A 19,410-nucleotide genomic window follows, 5' to 3' on the forward strand; every position below is an offset into this window, starting at 1 on the left:
TCTGTAGAGTTGGTAATATTTGCATTGTAAAAATGATTAAACAATTCAATATTTTTGCAAAATAACCAATAAGAAAAACACATCTGATGCTATCAAATCAAAAAATAATTAAAGCGCGTCGCACCTATAATAAACTTGTTGCCAATGAAATGATGGAGGACTTTGCATTACGCTTTACTGCTAAGCGTGCGCGCAAGTGGTCGTTAAATCGTATTTCTGTCACGGCACTTGGCATCGTTTCATTTTTGGTTTTAGAGGCGATTGGTGGGGCTATTACATTGCAATTCGGGTTTGAAAACGCGACTTGGGCTATTTTAGCCGTCACTTTGATTGTTTTTTTAACAGGCCTACCGATAAGTTATTATGCGACAAAATATGGAGTGGACGTTGATCTATTAAGTCGTGGAGCTGGGTTTGGTTATATAGGCTCAACCATTGCTTCATTAATTTATGCTTCTTTCACCTTTATCTTTTTTGCACTCGAAGTCGCCATTATGTCGATGGCTTTGGAAATATTGTTAGGGCTTCCACTATCAATCGGTTATATCGTTAGTGTATTGCTGATAATTCCCTTAGTGACACATGGTATTACTTATATTAGTCGTTTCCAGGTTTGGACTTCACCCCTTTGGATTGCACTACAGTTATTACCTTTATTCTTTGTTTTTACTCATCCAGATAGTCAATGGGATGATTGGGTCTCCTTTACGGGCAGTGCAGGGCAGTCTGGCACGAGTTTTAATATTTTATTATTTGGAGGAGCATCGGCGGTATTACTAGCCTTAGTGGCGCAAATCGGTGAGCAAGTTGACTTTTTAAGATTTTTACCTGAAAAACCAAAAAAGGGGCATGGCGTTGGTGGTTAGCATTAATTGCCGGTGGGCCTGGTTGGATGATATTTGGCGCACTTAAATTATTTCTGGGCTCTTTTTAGCCTACTTTGCACTGCAACAAGGATTGTCGGTTGAGTTAGCAAGTGATCCTGCACATATGTATCAACTCGCATATGGTTATGTCTTTGATAATCCAAATATCAGTATGGTGGTTGCTTGTTTATTTGTGGTTATTTCGCAATTAAAAATTAATGTTGCTAATGCTTATGCTGGTTCGCTTGCTTGGTCTAACTTTTTTTCACGGGTAACACATAGTCATCCGGGGCGAGTAGTTTGGATGTTCTTTAATATTGCTATTGCATTATTATTAATGGAATTAGGTATATATCAAACAATTGCCAGTATGCTCTCTGTTTATTCGGTAGTTGTGCTTGCCTGGTTAAGTTCGGTTGTTGCTGACTTGGTGATTAATAAGCCCTTAGGTATCAGCCCAAAGCATATTGAATTTAAACGTTCTCATCTTTACGATATTAACCCCGTTGGACTCGGGTCTATGATAATTGCTTCTGTTATGGGATTTACTGCCCACCTCGGTTTTTATGGCGAGACCATGGAAGCATTAGCTTCTTTTATTGCTTGTTTTTACCTTTTATTACTGTTCCTTTAATTGGTTGGTTAAGTAAAGGAAAGTATTATTTAGTGGCTAGAAAAGAAGTACAAATTAGTGAAATTACCGCCTGCCATATTTGTGAAAACAGTTTCGATCCTGAAGATATGACCTTTTGCCCGGCCTACGGCAAAGCAATTTGTTCATTATGTTGTAACCTCGATGTACGTTGTGGTGACCAGTGCCGACCTCATGCCACGTTATCTCAGCAGGCGCATGACTTTTTTCATCGTTTTTTAAATACCAAGCTACTTAATAAAATGACCACGCCATTGATACAGTTTATTGCTGTGACTATTGGTTTGAGCCTTGTTGGTGCGGACTATTCTGTTTTTAATATATTTACAGATCCCCGTTGATGATCCTGTGGTGAAACAGGTCTTTGCCATTACGCTGGTTAAAATATTTTTTCTGTTATTGATTATTATTGGTGTGGTTAGTTGGTTATTTATTTTGGCCAGAAGTGGCAACCATTCTGCTTTAAAAGAGTTGCGCTCACTGACTCGTACCTTAGCAAAGGAAGTCGATGCCCATGAAAAAACCTCCTTTGCATTAAAGGGGGCCAAAGAGGTTGCTGAATCTGCAAACGAAGCTAAAAGTCGCTACTTAGCTGGCTTGAGTCATGAGCTACGTACGCCATTAAATGTATTGCTCGGTTATGCACAACTGCTAAGTCGAGACTCTGCTTTGCCTGAAAAACAGCGAGAAAGCATAACTATTGTAAAACGAAATGGTGAACATTTAGCTGATTTAATTGAAAGCTTGTTAGAGGTTTCTAAAATTGAGGCGGGACGAGTGACCTTGCAACGTGATGAATTTAAGTTAAAGGTTATTTTGCAACAACTTGTTGATATGTTTCAAATGCAAGCGAGTAAAAAAGGCCTAAAATTTCATTATATTGCTAGTGCCAATTTACCTGATTATGTTGCTACTGATAAACAACGCTTTCGACAAATATTAATTAACTTGATTTCCAATGCAATTAAATACACTGAAAAAGGATCGGTGACCTTTAAAGTCAGTTATCGCAGTGAAGTGGCACACTTTAGTGTTATTGATACTGGCGTAGGTATTTCACAAAGTAACCAAAGCTTAATATTTAAACCCTTTGAGCAAATTCGTAATACCCATACTCAATCAATTGGTGGTACTGGGTTGGGATTAACTATTTCTCGTTCTCTTGCTGAACTGATGGGCGGAGAGATAACATTAACCAGTAATGTTGGTAAAGGCTCAACTTTTAATTTTCGTTTAATGTTATTTAAGATACACCATAATAATTTAGAGCCTGAATTAAGTGAATCTACCGCAATTGGTTATCAGGGAAAAAGCAGGTTATCTTAGTGGTTGATGATGATACTCATCAACGGGATTTAATGTATTCATTATTAGCGCCAATAGGTTTTGAGGTATTATTAGCGGATAAAGCATCAACGGGATTTGAATTTTTACAGGAGCATGATGTTGATTTGGTGCTGATGGATGTGCGCATGCCAGAAATAAACGGTTGGAAAATGGTTGAAATGTTGCGTGAACAGCATTATTCAATGCCTGTTTTAATGGTTTCTGCTAATGCCCGCGATGCGGAGTATAATTTACAGGCAGAGGGGTACCATAACGATTATATTGCCAAACCAATTAATCTGGATGCATTATTAGGGAAGATTGCACAGCTATTAAATTTACAATGGTTATATGAAGAGTCGCAAAATACAGCGATAATAGATGAACCAAAAATACTCGATAAACCATTGGTAACTGCTGAGCAATATCAATCCCTTATTGCACTTGCTGAAATTGGTTATTTATCGGGTTTTAAAGATAAATTTTCGGAAATAGAGTCTGTATCTCGTTATCCTGAAGATATTGCGTCACAAATTAAAGAATATGTTGAAGTGTGTAATTTTCCTAAAATTATTGAATACTTAAGTGAGTTAAACCATGAAGCATGAAACTAATGAAGTCGTTCTAGTGGTTGATGACTCACCAGAGTCATTAGGCATGTTAAATGTAGCCTTAAATACACAGGGTTATACGGCATTAGTTGCGCTTAATGGTTTACAGGCATTAGCTATTGCAGAAAAAGTGCCACCTGATGTGGTGTTATTAGATGCTATGATGCCAGAAATGGATGGTTTTGAAACCTGTCGCCGTCTGAAACAAATTCTACCTAATACACCGATTATTTTTATGACAGGGTTAACCGAAGTAGAGGATGTGGTAAAAGGTTTTGAAGCGGGTGGTGTCGATTATGTCACTAAACCTATTTCTCCCGATGAGGTTATTGTCAGACTTAAAAGGCATATTGAAACGGCGCGCTTAGCATTAAGTGCTCAAGATGCCTTAGATCATGCAGGCAAGAACGTTTTTTGTGTTAACCAAAGTGGTCGATTATCCTGGGCAACGCCCCACGTCCATGAACTAATGGATAGAATGACAGAGGGAAACAATAGCCCCTGGGCAACACTCGCGCCATTAATAGAAGCCTGGTTAGACGAAGACACAACACAAAATTTAAGAATAAATGTATTTTCTGAAATGGTCGAGCTTGCCTATGAGCGTCAGCAGGACAATATGCATTTGTTACGTATTATGCGGCGTAAATCTGAAAAAACCGTTGAAGACCTGCGCGCTCAATTACCAATCACTAAACGTGAGTCTGAAGTTTTATATTGGGTTTCCTATGGCAAAACCAGTTGGGAAACATCACAAATTTTGACCATGAGTCCCAGAACGGTCAATAAACACTTAGAACAAATATATAAAAAATTAGGCGTAGATAACCGCACTTCAGCGTACGCAATTGCCTTACGTATTTTAGAGTCATAGATACACATTTATTGCGTTTAGATGTTTGAGATAAACTTACAAGTATGGTATAAAGCGCATCGAGATTAATAGTTCATTTTGAGCTATCAATACTCACTTAACTTATTAACCTTATTTGATGTTTACTTTAATCATAAAAGAGCATCAAAAATGTTAATTACTATAACACACACGTATCGACACGTAACTCGGGGTGCTACTTTCAAAGTATTGAAACTAGTCGAGTTTATGGGGTGCGTGGAGGCCTAACCCCTACTAAAGGAAATTCAAAATGGCAAATGTATCAATGCGCGATATGCTACAAGCTGGCGTACACTTCGGTCACCAAACTCGTTACTGGAACCCAAAAATGAAACCATTCATTTTTGGTGCTCGTAATAAAGTTCATATCATCAACCTTGAAAAAACAGTTCCAATGTTTAACAAAGCACTTAACTTTTTAGAAGCAAAAGCGACTAAGAAAGGTAAAGTTCTTTTTGTTGGTACTAAACGTCTCGCATCTGAAGCGGTTAAAGAAGCGACTGTTAGCTGTGACCAATTCTATGTTGATCACCGTTGGTTAGGTGGTATGTTGACTAACTGGAAAACAGTTCGTCAATCGATCAAGCGTCTGAAAGACCTTGAAGTTCAAAGCCAAGATGGTACTTTTGAAAAGCTAACTAAGAAAGAAGCGCTTATGCGTTCTCGTGAACTAGAAAAGCTTGAAAAAACACTTGGTGGTATCAAAAACATGGGCGGTATCCCTGATGTAATCTTCGTAATCGATGCAGATCACGAACACATTGCAATCAAAGAAGCGAATAACTTAGGTATTCCTGTTATCGCTGTTGTAGATACTAACTCATGCCCAGATGACATCGATTTCGTTGTTCCTGGTAATGATGATGCTATCCGTGCTATCAAACTGTATCTTGATGCAGCTGCACTGACTGTTAAAGAAGGTCGTCAAGCAGATGTCGCTGTTGTAGCTGAAGCAGACGGTTTTGTTGAAGAAACAGCTGAGAAATAAGCTCTTCTAATCATAGAAGCTCTTATTGACTGATCAAAATGGGTCAGTTATCAGGGAGTTTAGGCTCCCTTTTTTTGTAGATCAAATATTAGGAATTCGACAATGGCTATTACAGCTAAACAAGTTAAAGAACTTCGTGACCGCACAGCTGCGGGTATGATGGATTGTAAAAAAGCATTAGTTGAAGCTGATGGCGACATCGAGCTTGCAATTGAAAATATGCGTAAATCAGGTGCAATCAAAGTCGCTAAGAAAGCGGGCCGTGTTGTCGCTGAAGGTGTTATCTTAGCTAAAACTGAAGGTACTATCGCTCTAATTGCTGAAGTTAACTGTGAAACAGACTTCGTTGCAATGGATAAAAGCTTCTTAGCATTTGCTAACACAGTTGCTGATATCGCATTAGCTAACAAAGTTGCTGATGTTGAAGCATTAGGTGCTTTAGCATACGACGAAACAACTTCAGTTGAAGATGCGCGTGCTAACCTAGTTGCTAAAATTGGTGAAAATATCTCTATCCGTCGTGTACAACTTGTTGAAGGTGAAAACCTTGGCGCTTACGTACACAGTGGTAAAATTGGTGTTCTTTCTGTTCTTACTGGTGGCGATGCTGATCTTGCTAAAGATATTGCAATGCACGTTGCAACAGACTTCACCTACTTACGTTAAGCCAGCTGATGTACCAGCTGAAGTAGTAGCGAAAGAGAAAGAAATTCAATTACAAATTGCTATCGACAGTGGTAAACCTGCTGAGATCGCTGAAAAAATGGTTACTGGTCGTATGGCTAAATTTACTGGTGAAGTGAGCCTTACTGGTCAACCGTTTGTTAAAGATCCTTCAATTAAAGTTTCTAAACTTCTTAAAGATGCAGGCGCAGACGTTGTTGCGTTTATCCGTCTAGAAGTTGGTGAAGGTATTGAGAAAAAAGTAGAAGATTTTGTCGCTGAAGTTGTCGCTACTATGGTCAGCCGCTGGTAAGTAATCTTTACTTCTGAAACAATAAGCTTTAAGTTTGTTGTACAATAAAAGAACCGCGACTAGCTCTGCGGTTCTTTTATATTTACAGTATCAATAAATGTGCTTAAATTTTATTAATAAGATGTTTAATATTTATCCTGTTATAGATTGATATCAGACTTTTTATTAATACAATTGTTATTAGCATCGCATCTAGTCCAATATAGAGGAATCAATTTTATGAGTACTAACCCAAAGTCAGCATATCGCCGTATTTTATTAAAATTAAGTGGCGAGGCCCTTGTAGGTGAAGAAGGGTTTGGTATTGACCCTGCCGTATTAGATCGTATGGCATTAGAGATAAAATCTTTAGTTGAAGCTGGCGTTCAGGTTGGGCTTGTTATTGGTGGTGGTAATATTTTTCGTGGTGCTGGTTTAGCTGAAGCGGGAATGAACCGTGTTGTAGGTGATCATATGGGAATGCTTGCAACAGTAATGAATGGTTTAGCAATGCGTGATGCTTTACACCGCGCTCACGTTAACTCTCGTTTGATGTCTGCTATTCCACTAAATGGTGTTTGTGATGATTATAACTGGGCACGCTATTAAACACCTTAAGTTAGGTACCGTGGTTATATTTTCTGCAGGAACTGGTAACCCATTTTTTACAACTGACTCTGCCGCTTGTTTACGTGGTATTGAAATCGAAGCGGATGCAGTATTAAAAGGCACTAAAGTAGATGGTGTTTATGATGCAGATCCAGTTAAAAACCCAGAAGCAACGCTTTATAAAGAAATTGACTATCAAGTTGTGCTTGAAAAAGAATTAAAAGTGATGGATCTTGTCGCCTTTACACTTGCGCGAGATCATAAGTTACCTATTCGCGTATTCAATATGAATAAACCTGGCGCACTTAGTCGAGTAGTATTAGGTGAAGATGAAGGCACAACCATTACACATTGTGCATAAAAACTTTTAAAATAAATCAAATAAATAATTTGGGAAAAGAAAATGATCAATGAAATTAAAGATGATGCGCAATCACGCATGGGTAAAAGTATTGAATCTTTTAAAGGCCAGTTAGCTAAAATTCGTACTGGTCGTGCACATCCTAGTCTATTAGATGGCATTATGGTGCCATACTACGGTAGTAACACTCCTCTTCGTCAAGTGGGTAATGTATCAACAGAAGACTCTAGAACCTTAACGGTAACTGTATTTGATGCAACTTTAATTGTCGCTGTTGAAAAAGCGATTATGGGTTCAAATTTAGGGCTAAACCCGATGTCAGCGGGTACTGTTATTCGTATTCCATTACCGCCGTTAACAGAAGAGCGCCGTAAAGATTTAATTAAAGTAGTACGTGGTGAAGCTGAAAATACCCGTATTGCGATTCGTAATATTCGTCGTGATGCCAATGGAGACTTGAAAGAGTTAGAAAAAGAAAAAGAGATCAGTGAAGATCAACAACGTCAAGGCGAAGATTTAGTACAAAAAACAACTAATGAAAATGTTAAATTGGTTGATGAATTATTAGCCGTGAAAGAAAAAGAGTTAATGGAAGTTTAATCCCAATACTAACAATAGATGGTTGTGCATTTTGTAAAAAGTGAACAACCGTTTTTTGTTAGTTTGATGATATTAGGAATTAAAGTGACAGCGCTGAGTGAACAATCAAAATTGCCAAAACATGTTGCGATTATTATGGATGGCAATGGTCGTTGGGCAGAAAACAGAGGAAAGCATCGTGTTTTTGGACATAGACACGGCGTCAAATCCCTGCGTAAAGCGATTGCCTTTGCCAGTGAAAAACAGCTTCAAGCTCTAACAATTTATGCCTTTAGTAGTGAAAATTGGAAACGTCCTGAAAAAGAAGTGAACATGTTAATGGAGCTTTTTTTAGTGTCTTGGGAAGTGAAGTAAAAAAGCTACATAAACATAATATTAAGTTAAATATCATTGGTGATATTTCAAGGTTTAGTGAAAGCTTACAAAATAAAGTAATTCAGGCTGAAAAGCTAACGCAACAAAATAGCGGGCTAGTTTTAAATGTCGTCGCTAATTATGGTGGTCGCTGGGATATTACTCAGGCGGTAAAAAAACTCACTAAACAAGTTGAGAATGAAGAGCTCAGTTCAGATGATATTACCGAAGAACGATTAGATAGTGTGATTAATCTAAATCAATTACCTGCAGTGGATTTAATGATCCGTACTGGTGGTGAACATCGCATTAGTAACTTTTTATTATGGCAACTCGCCTATGCAGAGCTCTACTTTAGTGATGTATTATGGCCAGACTTTGATGGCAAGGTATTTCAAGATGCATTAAATGCTTTTTCTGGCAAAGAAAGACGCTTTGGCCAGACTAGCGAGCAAGTTGCTCATCTCTGATTTTTATAACTAAATTCAACAGGTGTTTCTGTGAAACAACGAATTATAACAGCACTTTTTTAGCGCCAATTGCCATTGCTGGCATTTTTTTGCTACCTCTTAAATTTTTCATGCTATTTACTGCCACTATTTTTTTGCTTGCAAGTAAAGAGTGGGGGCTTTGTTAACCCACAAACATCATCCAGTAGTATTCTTTATTTCTTTGGTTTGGTATTAGCTCTGACGCTGATGTTATTACCGGTTGATTTACTTTGGAGCGCAACAGGAATAAACCCGATCATTAAAAATGGATTAATTGTTGTCTGCGGTTTGGTGGTTTATTTCCTTTGTATTAGTTGCTAGCTACCCTAAAAGCAATCCTCTTTGGGCAGGTAGTAAAGCACTTAAAAGTTTATTTGGTTTATTAACGCTAATTCCTTTTTTCTGGTCAATGATTGTTTTGCGTTCGGTTAATATTCATCATGACTTGTATTATGGCAGTGCGCTATTAATGTTTGTTTTCTTATTAGTATGGGTACGCTGATACAGGGGCTTACTTCTCTGGAAAGTTTTTTGGGAAACATAAACTCGCACCTAATGTGAGTCCTGGCAAAACCATCGAAGGTTTTATTGGTGGTCTTGTCAGTTCTATGATTATTGCTTTTATCGGCAGTGTATTACTTAGTATTCCAGCAAATAAAATGGGCCTATTTTTTGTGGTCGCATTTATTACAACCGTTGTTTCTGCGTTGGGCGATCTAAGTGAAAGTATTTTTAAGCGCGAAGCGAATTTAAAAGATAGTGGCAATTTATTACCGGGCCATGGTGGCATCTTAGACCGAATTGATAGTTTAACTGCCGCTGTGCCTATTTTTACACTAACTTATCTTATTTGGTTAGTGTAAGTTAATGAAAAATTTAGCTATTTTAGGAGCAACAGGCTCTATTGGAGACAGCACTTTAAGTGTCTGTAGAGATAATGCTCATCTTTATAATGTAACCCTTTTGCTTGCATCAAAAAGTGTCGATAAAATGTTGAGCTTATGTCTTGAATTTACGCCACGTTATGTTGCGATGAGTTGCTCCGCCGCCACTAAAGAATTAGCGAAAAAATTAAATAAAGAAAATTGTTCTTCACAAGTTATTCAAAGCGAAGAAGAATTGTTACAGTTATTAAGTAGCACTGAAATTGATGCTGTAATGGTCGCTATTGTTGGTGGAGCAGGGCTTAAGACAACCTTAACAGCGGTAAAAGCGGGTAAAGAAATCTTTCTGGCGAATAAAGAGTCCTTGGTTATGTCGGGGCAACTTTTTATCGACGCTGTTAAAAAGTCAGGCGCAAAACTGTGGCCGGTTGATAGTGAGCACAATGCAATTTACCAAGCGTTATCCCCTAAATTACAAAATACCCTAGGGCATTGTGAGTTAACCAGCCAAGGTGTATCCAAAATACTACTGACAGGCTCTGGTGGGCCTTTCCTTAATACTTCTCTTAGCGATTTTGCTAATATCACTCCGAAACAGGCTGTTAAACATCCTAATTGGTCAATGGGGCAAAAGATATCCATTGATTCAGCTACTATGATGAATAAAGGTCTTGAATATATTGAGGCGCGTTGGTTATTTAATGCTTCTCGCGAGCAGTTACAGGTAATTATTCACCCTCAATCTGTTATTCACTCAATGGTGCAATATATTGATGGTAGTGTGATTGCGCAAATGGGAAATCCTGACATGCGTATTCCTATTGCACATGTGATGGGCGGTGGTGAAAGGATTGAAAGTAAAGCAGGTAACTTTGATTTCTTTAGTGCTCCTGAGTTTACTTTTTCAGCGCCTGATTATCAGCGCTATCCCTGTTTAAAATTAGCCATTGATGCCTGTTATCATGGACAACACGCTACAACGGCGTTAAATGCCAGTAATGAAGTTGCTGTAGATGCGTTTTTAAAAGGGCAAATTCAATTTACTCAAATAGCGCAATTAGTGGAGCGAGTTTTACAACAAACATCAACACAGCCAATCCATTCTATTGAGCAACTACTTGAACTTGATAAGCAAGCAAAAGTGAGTACGCTTGAAATTATGCGACGAGATATTTTATGTTAACGGGTTTATGGAACTTAGGCGCATTTGTTGTTGCACTAAGTCTTTTGGTTGCGATACATGAATATGGGCACTTTTGGGTAGCGAGGCGTTGTGGCGTTAAAGTGCATCGTTTTTCTATTGGTTTTGGCAAAGTGTTATTTAAACGCATTGATAAATTTGGTACAGAGTTTGTGATTGCCGCTATCCCAATGGGTGGTTATGTAAAAATGTTGGATGGGCGTGTCGAAAGTGTTCCCGATGAATTACAAGAGTTTGCTTTTGATAAAAAAACTGTATGGCAACGTATTGCTATTGTTGCAGCTGGGCCTATCGCTAACTTTGCTTTGGCTATTATCGCTTTCCTATTGATGTATATGATTGGTATTAATAGCTCTAAGCCTATTGCTCAGGGAGTTGTTGATAATTCGCCAATGTCTGCCGTGATTAAAACGGATGAAAGATTTCAAATTATTGCTGTTAATCAACAACAGGTTGGTGACTGGGAAGCGTTAAATTTAGCCCTAGTAAGTCAGATCGGAGAAAGTGAGTTTAATCTCACAATTAAAACCTTAACTGGTGAGTCGATTGAACCAATATCAAACTATAGGGTCTCATTGGCAAACTGGACATTTGATCCTAAAAAACAGTCAATTATTAGTAGTATAGGAATTTTACCTTATCGTTCAGCTGGTTTCATCTGCAAGTTGCAGATATCTCGAAGGATGGGGCCGCTTTTACGTCGGGCCTTAAGGTCGATGATAAGTTATTGGCAATTGATGGTAAGCAATTAAATGATTGGGCTGAGTTTGTAACAATAATTCAAAATAATCCTGAAACGCCATTAACGCTAGCAATAGAAAGAGACAAACAGGTTTCTTTGTTGATGCTGACACCTAAGCGTCATCAAGATACCGGGAAAGGTTATATTGGCGTTTCACCTGTGGTAGAGCCATATCCTGAAGAGTATCGTGTCACATTAAAATATGGCGTTATTGATGCTTTCTTTAAAGGTATTGAAAAAACAGGACAATTAACCAAGTTAACCTTCGATACTTTAATAAAACTAGTGACGGGTGATATATCTGTTAAGAATTTAAGTGGGCCCGTTTCTATTGCTAAAGGTGCTGGAATGAGCGCTGAATATGGACTCGCTTACTTTCTTGGATTTTTAGCATTGATAAGTGTTAACTTAGGTTTAATGAATTTAATTCCATTACCTGTATTAGATGGCGGGCACCTGATGTATTATTTTGTTGAGGTAGTAACAGGTAAACCGGTACCTGAAAAAATTCAAGAATTTGGTTTTAAAGTTGGTGGAGCGATATTGCTCGCATTAATGAGTATTGCGATATTGAATGACTTTAATTTACTATAAAACGTTCTGATAAATCATTATATTGAAAGCGATTTAAGAAATTTATAGAATACTGGCTTTTTATCAAAACACAGCATAAGTGTTACAAAGGATTCGTGAAAAGATGTTTAAGAGATATTTATTAGTAACTGCATTTGTCTTCAGTAGCTGTTTTGCCTTACCGTCATTGGCTGATAAATTTGTTATTTCTGATTTACAATTTGAAGGGTTACAGCGTGTTACCTTAGGAGCGACTTTATTAAGCTTGCCTATTAGGGAAGGTGATGAAGTTGATGATTACCAACTTGCTAATGCGATAAAGCAATTATACGCCAGTTCACATTTTGAATCCATTGAGCTTGATCGTGTTGCTAATACCTTAATTTTTAAGGTCAAAGAACGTCCAACCATCAGCAACATTGGTTTGACTGGTAATAATAAGTTATCGGAAGAACAAATCTTAGATTCACTTAAATCCTCTGCTATTCAGGTGGGAGAGCCACTTGATAGAACAACACTTTCAGGTATTGAAAAAAGCTTAGAAGACTTTTATCACAGTGTCGGCAAATATAGTGCACAGGTTGAAGCAGTAGTCACCCCATTACCTCGTAACCGAGTTTCTATTCAGTTTGTCTTTAGAGAGGGCTTAACGGCCATTATTGAGCAGATTAATATTATCGGTAATGATGTTTATCCCGATGAATTACTATTAAAGCAGTTAACACTCAGTGACTCAAAAGGTTGGTGGGACTTCTTTGCCGATGATAATTACCAAAAGCAAAAATTGGCAGGTGATCTAGAGGTTATTAAAAGCTACTACTTAGATAGAGGTTACATTCGATTTAATATTGAAGATACCCAAGTTGCACTTACACCAAATAAGAAGGGCGTTTATGTAACTGTCAATGTAGTTGAAGGTGATAAGTATGCCATTGGCGGTGTTACTTTTATTGGCGACCTTTTAGGACATGATGACAATATTAAATCATTGATTCCTTTTGTTGATGGGGATACTTATGCGGCTTCTGACGTTGCTTACTCTGAACAAAGTATTCGTAAATATTTAGGGCGTTTAGGTTACGCTTATCCAGAAGTAAGAGCCTACCCTGACGTTGATGATAGCAATAATACTGTTGTTGTTAATTTTTCCGTTGAACCTGGACAGCGTGGTTACGTACGTAATATTAATATTTCTGGCAATATTTTAACTTCAGATGTTGTTTTACGCCGTGAAATGCGTCAAATGGAAGGTGGTTGGTTATCTAGCGAAAATATTGAGTTATCCAAAGGTCGACTAAATCGTTTAGGTTTCTTCTCAAAGGTTGATATTAATACTGAACGTATTAGTGATGATCTTGTCGATTTAAATGTCAATGTTGAAGAGCAGGCTTCGGGATCATTTACAGCGGGTGTTGGCTACGGAACAGAGTCAGGGGTTAGTTTATCCGGCGGAGTTAGCCAAGACAATTTCCTTGGAACGGGTGATAAAGTTAGCTTTGAAGTTAAATTTAATGATTACAGTAAAAGTACCAGTGTTAATTACACAACACCTTATTTAACTAAAGACGCGGTAAGTGGTGGTGTAAGAGTCTTCTACGATATTTTTGAAGCAGGTGACGCCAATATTGTTGATTATACTAATACGACTTATGGTATTCGTTTTAGCTTAGGTTTCCCTGTTGATGAAATTAACCGTTTAGGTTTCAGTGTTGGTTGGGAGAATAATGGTATTGCACAATTAAAATCCTATGAGCAACTAACTAAATTTTGGGATATTTATGGTTCTCGACTCGATTCATCTGGCTCAGTTGATTTTCAGAACTTTGACTTAACCGCTCGATGGACTCGTAATAACCAAGACAGAGGCAGAATGGCAACTCAAGGGATGAAACATAACCTTTGGGCGAAAATGACGGTACCTGGTTCAGATTTACAATACTTTAAATTGAATTTTGAAGTAAGTAATTATCAGCGTATTACCGAAAATGGTGAATGGACAACCCTATTACGCGGTACCTTAGGTTATGCAAATGGTTATGGTCAGTTTGAAGGAAATGACCAAATGTTACCATTCTTTGAAAACTACTATGCAGGTGGTTACCGTACCCTACGTGGATTCTCAAGTAATACTGTCGGACCTCGTGCAATGTATACAGGGACTGATGGTGGAACCAGTGCAACCATGCTAACGAACAGTGCTGTAGGTGGTAATGCTAAATATACGTTGAGCGGAGAAGTAATTTTCCCTGTTCCTTTTGTTGATGAGGCATATACCAGACAGGTGCGTAGTAGTGTATTTATTGATGCTGGTGAAGTTTGGGATACTGAATTTGATTACGATTATTACAGCGGATTAACTTGTTCGTATAATTGTGATTATTTTGGTGACTATTCTAAACCAGGTAGAATTCGTGTTTCTATGGGAACCCAATTGACATGGGTTTCACCTATGGGGCCATTGGTATTTACATTGGCTTGGCCTCTTAAAGAATATGCGGGCGATAGTACGGAAGTATTCTCATTCAATATTGGTGATACATTCTAATTTTATTTTGAAGTGAGAGAAGTGTCTCTCACTGTTTTATATCAAGAATCTTTTATTTACGGAGTTATAACATGAATACCTTTTTAAAAGCAGTAACCTTAACAGTAGCAATGATGTCGATGTCAGCGGTGAGTTTCGCTGAAACACAAAAAATTGGTGTTGTTTTCCCTTCTCGCATTATGAAAGAGTCACCACAACGTGAAAGAATTATTAAGCAATTAGAAGCTGAGTTTAAACCTCGTTTTGAAGCATTACAAAAATTGGAAAAAGAGATCACAGATCTTGAGCAAAAGCTTAAGCGTGATGGTGAATTAATGGAAAAATCAGCCGTTACAGCGATGAAACGTGAAGCGGAAGTGAAAATATCTGAATACAAATTAAATCGTAAAGCATTTGAAGAAGATAACCGTCGACGTCAAGGTGAGGAGCAACAAAAAGCGCTGATAGTTGTACGTAATGTTATTGATAAAGTTGCAAAACAAGATAACTACGACATTATTCTTAACGGCGAACAAATTGTTTTTGCTAAATCTGATTATGATATTTCCGATCTAATTATTGAAGAAATTAGTAAACAATAGGCCCTTAAAAATGAAGCAAACCTTAGCGCAATTAGCTAAATTATTAGGCGCTCAATTAGTGGGAGATCCCACATTAGAGATAAGCAAGTTAGCAACCTTTGATAGCGCAAGTGCTGGTGATATTACTTTTGTCTCAGATAAAAAGTTATTAACTCAACTTGAGCGATGCCATGCAAGCGCCATTGTTTTACCAACCGCAATTATGGAAGGTTATCAAGGTAATGCTTTGTTTATGGATAACCCTTATGTTGGTTATGCAATGCTTGCTAGTATTTTCGACACGACGCCTAATTTAAGTGCCAATATTGCAAGCTCTGCCTGTATCGATAAAAGCGCTACTATTGGTAATAACGTTGCAATTGCTGACAATGTTGTAATTGGTGCTAATGTTGAAATTGGTGATAATTGCCAAATATTTGCCAATGTAGTGATCGGACAACAAACAAAAATTAACAAAAATAGTAAAATATACCCAAACGTCACTGTTTATCATGACTGTGTTATTGGTGAGCGTGTGATTATTCATGCTAATACTGTGATTGGTAGTGATGGTTTTGGTAATGCGCCTTATCAAGGAAAGTGGGTCAAAATTCCACAAATTGGTGCGGTAATTATTGGTGATGATGTTGAGATTGGATCATCAACAACAATAGATCGTGGTGCATTATCTAATACTATTATTAGTGATGGTGTTAAAATCGATAACCAGTGTCAAATTGCTCATAACGTTGTTATTGGTGCACATACAGCTATCGCTGGTGGTTCTAATATTGCGGGCAGTACCAAAATAGGTAAAAGCTGTATTATTGGTGGCAGTGTTGCTATGAATGGTCACTTATCTATTACCGATAATGTCGTTATCACTGGAGACAGTATGGTAATGCGTGATGTCACTGAAGCGGGTATTTACTCTTCTGGTGTACCTGCAGTTGATAATAAACAGTGGCGAAAAAATACTGCTCATACGTTAAAGATAGGTGATTTATTTAAACGTGTGAAGCAACTTGAACAACAATTACAAGAAAAAGATTAAGGATTACTACGTGAGCAATGAATTAAACCGTTTAGATATTAAAGAGATCATGGACCTCTTACCACACCGTTACCCATTTTTATTAATTGACCGTGTTGTTGATTATGTGCCTGGTAAGACATTAAACGGCTTTAAGAATATTTCATTTAATGAGCCTCAATTTCAAGGCCATTTTCCTGGAACGCCTGTTTTTCCAGGTGTTATGATCGTTGAAGCGTTAGCGCAAGCAACAGGTGTTTTAGCCTTTGCTACCTACGGTAAGCCTGCAGAAAATGAATTATATTTTTTAGCCTCTGTTGATAAAGTACGTTTCCGTAAACCTGTTGTCCCAGGTGATGTTCTTGAGTTAGATGTTATATATTTAAAAGAGCGCCGTGGCATGGGTAAATTTGAGTGTAAAGCAAAAGTTGATGGCCAAGTCGTCTGTGAAGCAATGATCATGTGTGCAAGAAGAGAGATCTAATGTCAAATAACAATATTCACGAAACAGCTAAAGTTCACCCTACTGCGATAGTGCATGAAACTGCTATTATCGGTAAAAATGTAGAGGTTGGTCCTTATACCATCATCGGTGCACGAGTTGAAATCGGTGAAGATTGTTGGATAGCGCCACATGTTGTTATGAATGGCCCAACAAAGATGGGTAAAGGTAATAAAGTATTTCAATTCGCTTCAGTGGGCGAAGATTGCCAAGATTTAAAATATAATGGTGAAGAAACCTTTTTAGAGATTGGTGATAATAATGTATTTCGTGAAAGTTGTACTATTCATCGCGGTACAGCTCAAGATAAAAGCACCACCACAATTGGCAATAACAACCTGCTAATGGCTTATGTGCATGTTGCCCATGATTGTATTCTTGGTGATAATATTATTCTGTCTAATAATGCAACGTTAGCCGGCCATACTAAGTTAGCGAATAACGTTATTATTGGTGGTTTATCTGCTTTACATCAATTCACTCGTGTTGGCGAGTTTGCCATGATTGGTGGTTGTTCTGCAGTTAATAAAGATATTCCTCCTTATTTTATGGCTTCTGGAAACTACGCACAAGCACAGGGTATAAATGCCGTTGGTTTGAAGCGACGTGGTTTTGATAGTGCAACGATAATGGAAATAAAACGTGCCTATAAAGCACTTTGTCGTGATGGAAATAGCTTTGAAGAAGCAAAAAGTATTATTGCTTCAAAAATGGAAAATTGTCCTGAATTAAAAGTATTACATGACTTCTTACAAGAAGAGAGCCGTGGCATTGTAAGGTAGATAACCAAGTCAGAATATTTTGGTTGGTATATTTTATAGAAAATATTATCAAAGGCTCATTTAGAGCCTTTTTTTCACAGTATTTTATGAGTAACAAATTATGTCAAAACCATTGCGCATCGGCTTAATTGCAGGCGAAGCTTCGGGAGATATTCTCGGTGAGGGGCTGATTAAAGCACTCAAAGTTCATTATCCTGATGCCATTTTTGAAGGTATCGCGGGTCCTAAAATGATAGCTCAGGGTTGCAAAGCATTGCACCCGTTAGAAGCTTTATCAGTGATGGGGTTTGTAGAAGTGCTTGGTAAGTTACGTAGTATTTTATCGATTCGAAAAGCCATTACACAACATTTTATCAATAATCCACCAGATATATTTATTGGTATTGATGCGCCTGATTTTAATTTAACGGTAGAAATGAAATTAAAATCACAAGGGATAAAAACCATCCATTATGTTAGCCCCTCTGTATGGGCCTGGAAACAGTGGCGCATTCATAAAATCGCCAAAGCGACGAACTTAGTGTTAGCTTTTTTACCCTTTGAAAAAGCATTTTATGATCGTTTTAATGTTCCCTGTCAGTTTGTTGGACACACCCTAGCAGATCAATTGCCGATTGAGCGTGAAAAAGACATTGCAAGAGAAACCCTTAATTTAGACAAAAAACAAAAAATAATGGCTATTTTACCGGGAAGCCGTAAAGCGGAAGTTGCTATGTTAGGACCTTTGTTTTTGCAAAGCGCTAAAATTATTCATCAGAATCACCCCGAATACCACTTTATTGTGCCCATGGTGAATGACCGTCGCAAACAGCAGTTTATGGCTCAAATGCAAGAGATTGCACCTGATTTACCTATTACTTTATTCGACGGTCAGTCGAGTCAAGTATTACGCTCTGCGGATTTGGTTTTATTAGCTTCGGGCACGGTCGCTTTAGAAGCCATGCTAGCTAAAGCACCTATGGTTGTTGCCTATAAAGTGAGTGCCTTAACTTATATGATTGCAAAATCTTTATCGAGTGTTAAATATACTTCATTACCTAATTTAATTGCAGACCGAGAAGTAGTGAAGGAGTTAAATCAGCATGATTGTACGGTAGAAAAAATGGTTAATGAGTTAGAGCGATTAATCGGTGAAGGAGGAGAAGAAATGATACAAACCTTTACTGAAACTGCACAAACTCATTAAATGTGATGCTGATAATCAAGCCGCTCAAGCCGTGGTTAATTTATTAGAAAATAAAAACTTGTAAAGGCGAAGCTGTACAATGAGTAAAGATAAGGTAATTTTTCCCGATGTGATTTACCCTGATGTTAATCTAATAGCTGGTGTTGATGAGGTCGGACGAGGGCCACTGGTTGGCAACGTGGTTACGGTAGCCGTTATTTTAGATAAAAATAATCCCATTTCAGGGTTAGCGGACTCCAAAAAGCTCAGTGAAAAAAAGCTCGCTTTGTTATTTGATGAAATCCAACAAAAAGCTCTGTGTATTTCTATTGGTTATGCGACACCTGCTGAAATTGATCAAATCAATATTTTGCATGCCACTATGCTTGCTATGCAACGAGCTGTTCAGGGATTGTCTATTCAACCTGAATTTGTTTTTATTGATGGTAATCGTTGTCCTGAATTAAATATGCCAAGCGAGGCTATTGTAAAAGGTGATAGTAGAGTCGCTGAAATAAGTGCCGCATCTATTATTGCTAAGGTCACCCGAGATAGAGAAATGCAGGAGCTAGATGAGTTATATCCTCAATATGGATTTGCCAAACATAAAGGCTATCCAACAAAAGCGCATTTTGAAGCCTTACAAAAATATGGTGCAATAGCAGAATATCGCCAGAGTTTTAAACCCGTTAAAAAAGTATTAGGTCTTTTATAG

The 19,410-nt window shown here is 37.8% G+C and carries 17 protein-coding genes and 5 pseudogenes; all 22 read left to right on the forward strand.

All coding sequences use genetic code 11. The features are described from left to right. Nucleotides 1-86: 86 nt before the first annotated feature. The 22 genes and pseudogenes from ACLKMH_RS06940 (at nucleotide 87) to rnhB (ending at nucleotide 19,410) form a co-directional block, all read left to right on the forward strand. On the forward strand, nucleotides 87-866 hold the full coding sequence (locus ACLKMH_RS06940) for a purine-cytosine permease family protein (protein WP_413701396.1): 780 nt from the start codon (nucleotides 87-89) through the stop codon (nucleotides 864-866). 91 nt (nucleotides 867-957) lie between these two features. Continuing rightward, nucleotides 958-1,500 carry a hypothetical protein gene (locus ACLKMH_RS06945; protein ID WP_413701397.1) on the forward strand — a complete coding sequence of 181 codons (543 nt, stop codon included), beginning with the start codon at nucleotides 958-960 and terminating at the stop codon, nucleotides 1,498-1,500. A gap of 32 nt (nucleotides 1,501-1,532) precedes the next feature. Beyond that, complete coding sequence (locus tag ACLKMH_RS06950; RefSeq protein WP_413701398.1) at nucleotides 1,533-1,859, forward strand: hypothetical protein; 327 nt, start codon at nucleotides 1,533-1,535, stop codon at nucleotides 1,857-1,859. Next, the gene (locus ACLKMH_RS06955; protein WP_413702279.1) at nucleotides 1,816-2,844 is read left to right on the forward strand and encodes a sensor histidine kinase; all 1,029 of its coding nucleotides are present in this window, start codon (nucleotides 1,816-1,818) and stop codon (nucleotides 2,842-2,844) included. The genes ACLKMH_RS06950 and ACLKMH_RS06955 overlap by 44 nt, the downstream gene beginning before the upstream one ends. After that, nucleotides 2,844-3,452: a response regulator gene (locus ACLKMH_RS06960; protein WP_413701399.1), complete on the forward strand. Its 609-nt coding sequence runs from the start codon at nucleotides 2,844-2,846 to the stop codon at nucleotides 3,450-3,452. Before ACLKMH_RS06955 ends, ACLKMH_RS06960 begins: the two co-directional genes overlap by 1 nt. After that, nucleotides 3,442-4,329, forward strand: a complete 888-nt coding sequence (locus ACLKMH_RS06965; RefSeq protein WP_413701400.1) for a response regulator — start codon at nucleotides 3,442-3,444, stop codon at nucleotides 4,327-4,329. Before ACLKMH_RS06960 ends, ACLKMH_RS06965 begins: the two co-directional genes overlap by 11 nt. Before the next feature lie 271 nt (nucleotides 4,330-4,600). Beyond that, nucleotides 4,601-5,338, forward strand: coding sequence for a 30S ribosomal protein S2 (gene rpsB / locus ACLKMH_RS06970; RefSeq protein WP_413701401.1), 738 nt, complete (start codon nucleotides 4,601-4,603; stop codon nucleotides 5,336-5,338). 102 nt (nucleotides 5,339-5,440) lie between these two features. After that, a pseudogene (tsf, locus tag ACLKMH_RS06975) lies at nucleotides 5,441-6,314 on the forward strand (translation elongation factor Ts). 219 nt (nucleotides 6,315-6,533) lie between these two features. Then, nucleotides 6,534-7,263, forward strand: a pseudogene (gene pyrH, locus ACLKMH_RS06980) (UMP kinase). Nucleotides 7,264-7,305: 42 nt separating this feature from the next. Continuing rightward, nucleotides 7,306-7,863: a ribosome recycling factor gene (frr, locus tag ACLKMH_RS06985; RefSeq protein ID WP_413701402.1), complete on the forward strand. Its 558-nt coding sequence runs from the start codon at nucleotides 7,306-7,308 to the stop codon at nucleotides 7,861-7,863. Nucleotides 7,864-7,929: 66 nt separating this feature from the next. Next, nucleotides 7,930-8,687, forward strand: a pseudogene (gene uppS / locus ACLKMH_RS06990) (polyprenyl diphosphate synthase). A gap of 298 nt (nucleotides 8,688-8,985) precedes the next feature. Continuing rightward, nucleotides 8,986-9,210: a hypothetical protein gene (locus tag ACLKMH_RS06995; RefSeq protein WP_413701403.1), complete on the forward strand. Its 225-nt coding sequence runs from the start codon at nucleotides 8,986-8,988 to the stop codon at nucleotides 9,208-9,210. A 55-nt stretch (nucleotides 9,211-9,265) separates the two neighbouring features. Further along, a complete protein-coding gene (locus ACLKMH_RS07000; RefSeq protein WP_413701404.1) occupies nucleotides 9,266-9,571 on the forward strand; it encodes a phosphatidate cytidylyltransferase in 306 nt (101 codons plus the stop codon). Between the two features lie 4 nt (nucleotides 9,572-9,575). Beyond that, entirely contained in the window at nucleotides 9,576-10,775 is a 1,200-nt protein-coding gene (gene ispC / locus ACLKMH_RS07005; protein WP_413701405.1) for a 1-deoxy-D-xylulose-5-phosphate reductoisomerase, read from the forward strand. Continuing rightward, a pseudogene (gene rseP, locus ACLKMH_RS07010) lies at nucleotides 10,769-12,129 on the forward strand (sigma E protease regulator RseP). Before ispC ends, rseP begins: the two are co-directional and overlap by 7 nt. 103 nt (nucleotides 12,130-12,232) lie before the next feature. Next, nucleotides 12,233-14,653, forward strand: a complete 2,421-nt coding sequence (bamA, locus tag ACLKMH_RS07015; RefSeq protein ID WP_413701406.1) for an outer membrane protein assembly factor BamA — start codon at nucleotides 12,233-12,235, stop codon at nucleotides 14,651-14,653. 71 nt (nucleotides 14,654-14,724) lie between these two features. Beyond that, on the forward strand, nucleotides 14,725-15,234 hold the full coding sequence (locus tag ACLKMH_RS07020) for an OmpH family outer membrane protein (protein WP_413701407.1): 510 nt from the start codon (nucleotides 14,725-14,727) through the stop codon (nucleotides 15,232-15,234). A gap of 10 nt (nucleotides 15,235-15,244) precedes the next feature. Beyond that, nucleotides 15,245-16,267: a UDP-3-O-(3-hydroxymyristoyl)glucosamine N-acyltransferase gene (lpxD, locus tag ACLKMH_RS07025; RefSeq protein WP_413701408.1), complete on the forward strand. Its 1,023-nt coding sequence runs from the start codon at nucleotides 15,245-15,247 to the stop codon at nucleotides 16,265-16,267. A gap of 10 nt (nucleotides 16,268-16,277) precedes the next feature. Continuing rightward, a complete protein-coding gene (gene fabZ, locus ACLKMH_RS07030) occupies nucleotides 16,278-16,730 on the forward strand; it encodes a 3-hydroxyacyl-ACP dehydratase FabZ (RefSeq protein ID WP_413701409.1) in 453 nt (150 codons plus the stop codon). Further along, entirely contained in the window at nucleotides 16,730-17,530 is an 801-nt protein-coding gene (lpxA, locus tag ACLKMH_RS07035) for an acyl-ACP--UDP-N-acetylglucosamine O-acyltransferase (protein ID WP_413701410.1), read from the forward strand. The genes fabZ and lpxA overlap by 1 nt, the downstream gene beginning before the upstream one ends. 100 nt (nucleotides 17,531-17,630) lie before the next feature. Then, nucleotides 17,631-18,780 (forward strand): annotated as a pseudogene (lpxB, locus tag ACLKMH_RS07040) (lipid-A-disaccharide synthase). 15 nt (nucleotides 18,781-18,795) lie between these two features. Next, nucleotides 18,796-19,410 carry a ribonuclease HII gene (gene rnhB, locus ACLKMH_RS07045; protein WP_413701411.1) on the forward strand — a complete coding sequence of 205 codons (615 nt, stop codon included), beginning with the start codon at nucleotides 18,796-18,798 and terminating at the stop codon, nucleotides 19,408-19,410.

This window comes from Psychromonas sp. KJ10-10 (assembly GCF_047323245.1).
GTDB lineage: Bacteria > Pseudomonadota > Gammaproteobacteria > Enterobacterales > Psychromonadaceae > Psychromonas.